The 9,262-nt window shown below is 39.2% G+C and carries 4 protein-coding genes; all 4 read left to right on the forward strand.

The features are described from left to right. The first annotated feature begins 53 nt into the window (after positions 1 to 53). The 4 genes from MK480_RS00195 (at position 54) to MK480_RS00210 (ending at position 9,186) form a co-directional block, all read left to right on the forward strand. On the forward strand, positions 54 to 791 hold the full coding sequence (locus MK480_RS00195; protein ID WP_268707017.1) for a response regulator transcription factor: 738 nt from the start codon (positions 54 to 56) through the stop codon (positions 789 to 791). Beyond that, positions 788 to 2,479, forward strand: a complete 1,692-nt coding sequence (locus MK480_RS00200; RefSeq protein ID WP_268707018.1) for a cache domain-containing sensor histidine kinase — start codon at positions 788 to 790, stop codon at positions 2,477 to 2,479. The genes MK480_RS00195 and MK480_RS00200 overlap by 4 nt, the downstream gene beginning before the upstream one ends. Before the next feature lie 114 nt (positions 2,480 to 2,593). Beyond that, positions 2,594 to 3,157 (forward strand): TIGR01440 family protein, encoded by a 564-nt coding sequence (locus tag MK480_RS00205; protein WP_268707019.1) that lies wholly within the window; start codon positions 2,594 to 2,596, stop codon positions 3,155 to 3,157. Positions 3,158 to 3,159: 2 nt separating this feature from the next. Further along, positions 3,160 to 9,186, forward strand: coding sequence for a ZmpA/ZmpB/ZmpC family metallo-endopeptidase (locus MK480_RS00210; RefSeq protein ID WP_268707020.1), 6,027 nt, complete (start codon positions 3,160 to 3,162; stop codon positions 9,184 to 9,186). Positions 9,187 to 9,262: the final 76 nt, after the last annotated feature.

Here is a 9,262-nt window from a genome sequence, read left to right on the forward strand (position 1 = left end):
GTTAGAGGAGAATTTTGCTATACTGATACTAGTAAGTGACAAAGGAGAGAAGCATGACCTATACAATCTTAATCGTAGAAGATGAATATCTGGTAAGACAAGGCTTGACCAAGCTGGTCAATGTAGCAGCCTACGATATGGAAATCATCGGTCAGGCTGAAAATGGAAGGCAGGCTTGGGACTTAATCCAAAAACAGGTGCCAGATATCATTCTAACCGATATCAACATGCCTCAGCTAAATGGCATCCAGTTAGCCAGTCTGGTCCGAGAAACCTATCCTCAGGTTCATCTAGTTTTTTTGACAGGCTACGATGATTTTGATTATGCTTTGTCTGCTGTCAAACTAGGTGTGGATGACTACCTACTCAAGCCCTTTTCTCGTCAGGATATTGAGGAAATGTTGGAGAAAATCAAGCAAAAACTAGACAAGGAAGAAAAGGAAGAGCAGTTACAAGATTTACTGACCGATAAGTTTGAGGGAAACATGGCCCAGAAAATCCAGTCCCATCTGGCTGATAGCCAGTTTAGTTTAAAGTCTTTGGCTAGTGACTTGGGCTTTAGTCCGACTTATCTGAGTTCTTTGATTAAGAAAGAGTTGGGACTGCCTTTTCAGGATTATTTGGTGCGAGAACGTGTCAAACAAGCCAAGCTTTTGCTTTTAACTACAGATCTGAAGATTTATGAGATCGCAGAGAAGGTTGGTTTTGAAGATATGAACTATTTTACCCAACGCTTTAAGCAGATTGCGGGTGTGACACCTCGTCAGTTTAAGAAGGGAGAAGGCCGATGAAGCGTTCTTCTCTTTTAGTTAGAATGGTTATTTCCATCTTTCTGGTCTTTCTCATTCTCCTGGCTCTGGTTGGGACTTTCTACTATCAATCTAGTTCATCAGCCATTGAGGCTAGCATTGAGGGCAATAGCCAGACGACTATCAGCCAAACTAGCCACTTTATCCAGTCTTATATCAAAAAATTAGAAACCACCTCGACCAGTTTGACCCAGCAGACGGATGTCCTAGACTATGCTGAGAATCCCGGTCAAGACAAGGTAAAGGGAATTCGAGATCTGTTTTTGACCATCTTGAAGGCAGATCAGGACTTGAAAGCTGTTGTGCTGGTAACCAAGTCTGGTCAGCTCATTTCTACAGATGACACTGTGCAGATGAAAACTTCCTCTGATATGATGAATGAAGATTGGTACCAAAAGGCCATTCATCAGGGAGCTAAACCAGTTTTAACTCCAGCTCGTAAATCGGACAGTCAGTGGGTCATTTCTGTCACTCAAGAACTTGTTGATGCAAAGGGAGCTAATCTGGGCGTGCTTCGTTTGGATATTTCTTATGAAACTCTGGAAGCCTATCTAAATCAACTCCAGTTGGGTCAGCAGGGCTTTGCCTTTATCATCAATGAAAACCATGAATTTGTTTACCATCCTCAACACACAGTCTATAGTTCAGCTAGTGAAATGGAAGCCATGAAACCCTACATTGAGACAGGGCAGGGCTATACGCTGGACCACCAATCCTACGTCAGTCAGGAAAAGATTGTAGGAACTGATTGGACGGTGCTTGGCGTATCATCACTGGAAAAGTTAGACCAGGTTCGGAGTCAACTCATGTGGACCTTGCTTGGGGCCAGTGTCACATCTCTTCTTACCTGTCTCTGTTTGGTGTGGTTCAGTCTCAAGCGCTGGATTGCCCCTTTGAAGGATTTGAGAGAAACTATGCTGGAAATTGCTTCTGGTGCTCAAAATCTTCGTGCCAAGGAAGCGGGTGCTTATGAACTGAGAGAGGTGACTCGCCAGTTCAATGCCATGTTGGATCAGATTGATCAGTTGATGATAGATATTCGCAGGCAGGAAGAAACGACCCTTCAGTACCAACTTCAAGCTCTATCAAGCCAGATTAACCCCCATTTCCTCTATAACACCTTGGACACCATCATCTGGATGGCTGAATTTCAAGATAGTCAGAGAGTGGTGCAAGTGACCAAGTCCTTGGCGACTTATTTCCGCTTGGCGCTCAATCAGGGTAAAGATTTGATTTGCCTGTCTGATGAAATCAATCATGTTCGCCAGTATCTCTTTATCCAGAAACAACGTTATGGCGATAAGCTGGAGTATGAAATTAATGAAACTCCTGCCTTTGATAAGCTCGTCTTGCCTAAGTTAGTGCTGCAACCCCTTGTAGAAAATGCTCTTTACCATGGTATTAAAGAAAAAGAAGGTCAGGGCCATATTAAAATTACTGTCCAGAAACAGGATTCAGGATTGGTCATTCGTATCGAGGATGATGGAGTTGGCTTCCAAGTTGCTGGCGATAGTAGTCAAAGTCAACTCAAACGTGGTGGAGTTGGTCTTCAAAATGTTGACCAACGACTCAAACTTCATTTTGGAGAAGATTACCAGATGAAAATCGTTTCTGCCCCTTTAAAAGGAACGAAGGTTGAAATATACATAAATAGAATAGAAACTAGTTAACTCCCAGTCAATTCTGGGAGTTTTATGCGTAATTGAGTAAGCTTTCTAGGTTGTCTATCTTGCTAAAAAGTGGAAAAAACGATATGATAGATAATGACAAAAGAGGTATCAAGTATGAAGGAAAAAGACATTCAAAGAGAAACAAGCCAGATTGTAAACGATGTATTAGAAAAGGCCAATTTGAAGCAAGGATCTATCTTTGTTTTGGGCCTTTCTTCTAGTGAAGTGATAGGTGGTCAGATTGGCAAGGAATCCAGCCAAGAAATTGGGGAAATTATTGTGAAGACCATCCTAGATATCCTAGAAGACAAAGGAATTCATTTAGCTGTTCAAGGTTGTGAACATGTCAATCGGGCCCTCGTCGTTGAACGTCAGGTGGCAGAGCGGTTTGGACTGGACATCGTCAGTGTCCTTCCAACTCTCCATGCAGGAGGTTCAGGTCAGTTGGCAGCCTTCAAGTTTATGCAAGATCCAGTTGAGGTTGAATTTATCAAGGCTCATGCTGGATTGGATATCGGAGATACTGCAATTGGTATGCATGTTAAGCATGTTCAGGTTCCGATTCGCCCTCTTTTGAGAGAAATTGGGCATGCCCATGTAACGGCTCTTGCTAGCCGTCCAAAATTAATTGGAGGTGCGCGTGCGCATTATCCGCAAGATTCTATTAGAAAGTCGTGAGAATGAGAAAAACAAAACAACAACTAGAAAAAATCACTAAATATTCGATTCGTAAGCTCACTGTTGGGGTAGGTCCTGTAGCCATCGGGGCCTTCCTTTTTGGTGCTAGTACCCTTTCAGTAGATAAGGTACAAGCCAATGAAGTTGGTGGTGCTCATAGCGTTCATTACCGTTATTTGGCAGAGCAGGAATTGACTGAGTCTGAAAAAGCTCTGATTCACCATGAAGTTCCTACAGAATTTCAAGATGATGATATTCTATATGTGGTTTATCGCAAGAAAGCAACTAACAGTCAACAACTTCCATACACAGGAAGTAAGGAGCTAGCTCTAGCAGGCCTTGGCTTGGCAACGGCTTCTCTAGCAGTCTTTTTGGTGTCCAAAAAAGGTCGCAAAGAGGTTCTAGGTGTTCTCTTGATTGGTTCTTTAGGAGCCAGCACCTTTGTACCTTATGGTACGTTTGCGTTTGAAAATAAAGAATTGCTTTCTTATAACCAAACTATTTCAGCTTCTACACATGAAGGCTTGGCTGAAGGGATTATCCACATTGATGGCTATGAATACATTGGTTACTTCAAGGAAGCGGAACTCCATCCATCAAGACCAGCTTCAGCTGAAAAGTCTCAGTTGCCAGTAGAAAATCAAAGTTCAAAAGAAATCGAGAAAACAGAAGTCGTTCAAGAAAGACATGCTGTTACTCCAGAAACTATCGTTGAGAATCCTGTAGTAGAGACTCCAGTTGCTCCTGCGGTTGAAGAAAAAACAGTTTCTGAGAAGCTTCAGACAAGACAAGAAGAGAGCTTGGTGGAGATTCCTTTTGAAACGGTGACAAGCCCAGATGCGAATTTAGCAGAAGGACAGACTCGTATCGTCACAGTCGGAGTAAAGGGTCAGCGTCGAATTGTAACCAAAGTTTCGGTGGTCAATGGTCAAGAAGTTAAAGAAGTCATCGAAGACCAAGTGGTTCAAAATCCTGTGTCGCAAGTCATTGCAGTCGGAACTAAGAAAGAAGTGCAACCTGCACCAACTCCAGTACCGCAAGCAGAACCAACTCACCAAGTAGCTAAAGGTACTCAAGAGGCAGGCAAAGAGGGTCAAGCCTTAACGCAAGCAGAATTACCAGAAGCCCCAATTGAAGTCAAAGGCACCCAAGAAGAAGATAAAGCAGGTCAAGCTCTGACGCAGCCAGAATTACCAGAAGCTCCAGTTGAAGCAAAAGGTACGCAAGAAGAAGGTAAGGCAGGCCAAGCCTTAACGCAACCCGAAATGCCAGAAGCTCCAGTAGAAGTAAAAGGCACACAAGAGGAAGGCAAGGCAGGTCAAGCTTTAGTACAGCCAGAACTTCCTGAATATACAGAACCAGTTTCAACTAAGGGAACACAAGAAACAGGAAAAGAAGGACAAGCTACAGAGCAACCAGCAAATCCAGAATATAAAGTAACAACTGGTACAGTTGAGAAATCTACTGAAAGTGAATTAGATTTCACAACAGAAGTAGTTCCTGATGACACAAAATATGTGGATGAAGAAGTAGTTGAACGTACAGGTTCTAAAGGAATTCAAGTTACGAAAACAACTTATGAAACAGTGGAAGGTGTAGAGACAGATAAAGTTGTTTCTACAACTACAGAAGTGAAAACTCCTGCCGTTTCTAAAGTAGTTAAAAAAGGAACAAAACCAATTGAAGGAACAAAAGTTGAAACAAGAGAAGAAGCCATTCCTTTTGAAACAAAAACAGAAGAGGATGATACTTTAAAACGTGGAACAACTAAAGTTGCTCAAGAAGGTGTAGACGGTAAGAAACAAATTACTGAAACGTATAAAACAATTCGCGGAGAAAAAACAAGCGATGCTCCAACAGTAGAAGAAAAAGTTATCTTACAACCTCAAGATAAAATTATTAAAAAAGGTACAAAAGGTTTAGAAAAACCAACCTTACAATGGGCGAATACTGAAAAAGATGTCTTGAAGAAGAGCGCTACAGCTAGTTATACATTAAATAAACCAGCTGGAGTAGAAATCAAATCAATCAAATTAGCGTTGAAAGATAAAGATGGACAACTTGTAAAAGAAGTAACGGTAGCTGAAAATAATTTAAACGCTACTTTAGATAAATTGAAATATTATCAAGGATACACTCTATCTACTACGATGGTTTATGATCGTGGAGAAGGCGAAGAAACTGAGAAATTAGAAGATAAACAAATTCAGTTAGACCTCAAAAAAGTTGAAATCAAGAACATCAAAGAAACAAGTTTGATGAGTGTGGATGCTGAAGGAAAAGAAACAGATAAGAGCTTATTAACTGAAAAGCCAACAGATGTTGCTCCATTATATTTACGTGTAACAACGCATGATAATAAGACAACAAGACTTGCAGTAAGTTCTGTTGAAGAAGTTGTTGTTGATGGGAAAACATTGTACAAAGTTGTAGCGAAAGCTCCAGACTTAGTTCAACGTAGAGCAGATGATACTTTCAGTGAAGAGTATGTTCATTACTTTGAAAAACAAAAAGCACACGAAGGTGATGTATATTATAGTTTTAATGACTTGGTAACAGCTATGAAAGCTAACCCAAGTGGTACTTTTAAACTTGGTGCAGACCTTAATGCTGCTAACGTACCAACTCCAAATAAACAATATGTACCTGGTAAATTCAGCGGAACTTTAACAAGTGTCGATGGAAAACATTATACAATTCACAATATGGCTCGTCAGTTATTTGATAATGTCGAAGGTGGTACAATTAATAACATTAATTTAGGTAATGTTAATATTAATATGCCTTGGGTTGAAAATATTTCAGCACTATCAAGAGTAGCTAAAAATGCCACAGTTGAAAATGTTAAGGTAACTGGTAGCATCCTTGGTAAAGATGGTATTGCTGGTATTGTAAACAAAGTGGACGTTGGTGGTTTATTACAAAATGTTGCCTTTGTTGGTAAAGTTACTGGTGTTGGCGATAAAGGCTGGGATATGGGCGGTATTTCTGGAGAAGTTTGGAAAGGGAATATTAAAAAAGCCTATGTTGATGCTGATATTGTAGCAAATAAAGCTCGTATTGGTGGTCTTGTTGCTAGAACAGATAATGGTTACGATGGAAATGGGGTTAACAAATATGCATTTACTAGCCAATCTGTCGTTAAAGGAACTATTAAGGTAAAAACGCCTGTTGAAGTTGGTGGTTTCATTAGTAAAAACTATCCATGGGGTCGAGTTCTTGATACTGTTACAATGATGAAAGTTGAAAATGGTGAGGAATTCTATGGTTCCAAAGATCTTGTTGATGATGATGGATACTTTACAAATAATTGGATTGATAGAAACTATGTTGTTACAGGTGTGAGTGAAGGAAAACGTTCATTCAAATATTCTCGTAGTAATCGAATCCAAGAAATCAGCTTAGAAGAAGCTAACAAAAAAATAGAATCATTCGGAATTACAGCTGATAAATTCGAAATTGCTCCACTTGTGGAAGATAAACTAAACCAAGTTAAACCAAAATCTGATACTTATAAAGAGATTCAAGATTATAATGCAGATCGTGAACTTGCATACCGTAATATTGAGAAACTTCAACCATTCTACAATAAAGAATGGATTATCAATCAAGGAAATAAAATTCCTGCAGGTTCTAAATTATTAACGACTGAAGTATTATCTGTAACAGGTATGAAAGATGGACAATTTGTAACGGACTTATCTGATGTTGATCATATTATAATTCATTACGCTGATGGTACGAAAGAAGAAAAAGCTGTATCAGCTAAAGCTACGTCAAATGTGGAACAAGTAAAAGAATACGGTATTACAGATTTAGGTGATGTAGTTTACACACCAAATATGGTAGTTAAAGACCGTACTCAACTAATCAGTGAGATTAAAACGAAATTAGATAGTGTTCAATTAATTTCACAAGAAGTTCGTGACTTAATGGACAAACGTAACAAACCAGCTGAGAATAGTGACAATCATAAGAACAATTACATTCGTAACTTATTCCTTGAAGAAAGCTTCGAAGAAACGAAAGCTAATTTAGATAAATTAGTGAAAGCTTTAGTCGAAAACGAAGACCATCAATTAAATGGTGACGAAGCAGCCATGAAAGCTCTTCTTAAAAAAGTAGAAGATAACAAAGCTAAAATAATGATGGCTCTTACTTATTTAAATCGTTATTATGGATTTAAATACAATGATATGAGTATTAAAGACCTTATGATGTTCAAACCTGATTTCTATGGTAAGAATGTTAGTGTTATCGATAGATTGATTCAAATTGGTTCTAGTGAGAAAAACTTAAAAGGTGACCGAACTCAAGATGCTTATCGTGATGTGATTGCGGGAGCAACAGGTAAAGGTAACTTAAATGACTTTTTAACATATAATATGAAGTTGTTTACAGAAGATACTGATATGAATGTTTGGTATAAGAAGGCTGTATCACACACTAACTATATTGTTGAGAAGCAATCCTCAAACCCTGCGTTTGCTAATAAAAAATATCATTTGTATGAAAACCTTAATAACGGTGAGCATGGACGTTATATCCTACCACTTCTTAATACGAAGAAAGCTCATATGTTCTTGATTTCAACATACAATACACTAGCATTTAGTGCGTTTGAGAAATATGGTAAGAATACAGAAGCTGAACGTGAAGCATTCAAGAAAGAAATCGACTTACGTGCACAAGAACAAATCAACTACTTAGACTTCTGGTCTCGCTTGGCGGCTGATAATGTACGTAATCAGTTGTTGAAATCTGAAAACATGGTTCCATCGGCTATCTGGGATAACCATGGTGCGCCAGGTGGATGGGTTGATAGAATGGGTCACACGAAGAATGGTAATTATGCTCCAATTCGTGAGTTCTATGGTCCAACTGGTAAGTGGCACGGTGATAATGGCATGGGTGCATACGCATATATCTTTGATAGACCTCAAAACTCAGAAGCCGTGTACTATATTTGGTCAAGTATGATTAGTGATTTTGGTACATCAGCCTTTACTCATGAAACAACGCATATCAATGACCGTATGGCTTACTTAGGTGGTTGGGGACATCGTGAGGGTACAGACGTTGAAGCCTTTGCTCAAGGAATGTTACAATCTCCAGCTGTATCAAGTTCGAATGGTGACTACGGTGCACTAGGTCTTAACATGGCTTATAAACGTGAAAACGATGGTAAACAATGGTACAACTATGATCCAAATAAATTAGATAGTAGAGAAGCTATCGACCATTACATGAAAAACTATAATGAAGCGCTCATGATGCTCGACCATTTAGAAGCGGATGCCGTTATCGCGAAGAATGATGGTGACAACAACAAGTGGTTCAAGAAGATGGACAAAAAATGGCGTGAGAAAGCTGATAGAAATGGTTTAGTTGGACAACCACACCAATGGGATTTACTTCGTGACCTAAATGACGCGGAGAACAAGAAGAAATTGACAAGCATTGATGACCTTGTAGATGGTAATTACGTGACTAAGCATAATATGCCTGGTAATAAATATTATCGTGCTGAAGGTTTTGATACGGCATATCAAACTGTAAGTATGATGGCTGGAATTTACGGTGGTAATACAAGTCAAAGTGCTGTAGGTTCTATCTCGTTCAAACATAATACATTCCGTATGTGGGGTTACTTCGGATATGTCAATGGATTTGTCGGATATGCTTCAAACAAGTATAAACAAGAATCTAAAGCAGCTGGTAGACCGGGTCTTGGTGATGACTTTATCATTGAGAAAGTGTCTGGTGGTAAATTCCACACACTAGAAGAGTGGAAGAAAGAATGGTTCAAGGAAGTCAAAGCTAAAGGAGAAAAAGGATTTGTCGAAATTGAAATCGACGGACAGAAAATTTCAACTTATGCAGGACTCCAAGAATTGTTCAACAAAGCTGTTGAAAATGACCTTAAAGCGGGTAATTCAAACCAAACAGTTGCACTCAAAGAAAAAGTTTACAAACAACTCTTGCAGAAATCAGATGGATTTGCTGGTGATTTATTCACTAAAGCATAATCAAGAGTAATTTAATAGCCAGAAAATGATAAAAAGGTAGATCAGTTTTGACTGGATCTATCTTTTTTGATGTTCT

It is taken from the genome of Streptococcus mitis, assembly GCF_026782895.1.
GTDB lineage: Bacteria > Bacillota > Bacilli > Lactobacillales > Streptococcaceae > Streptococcus > Streptococcus mitis_CB.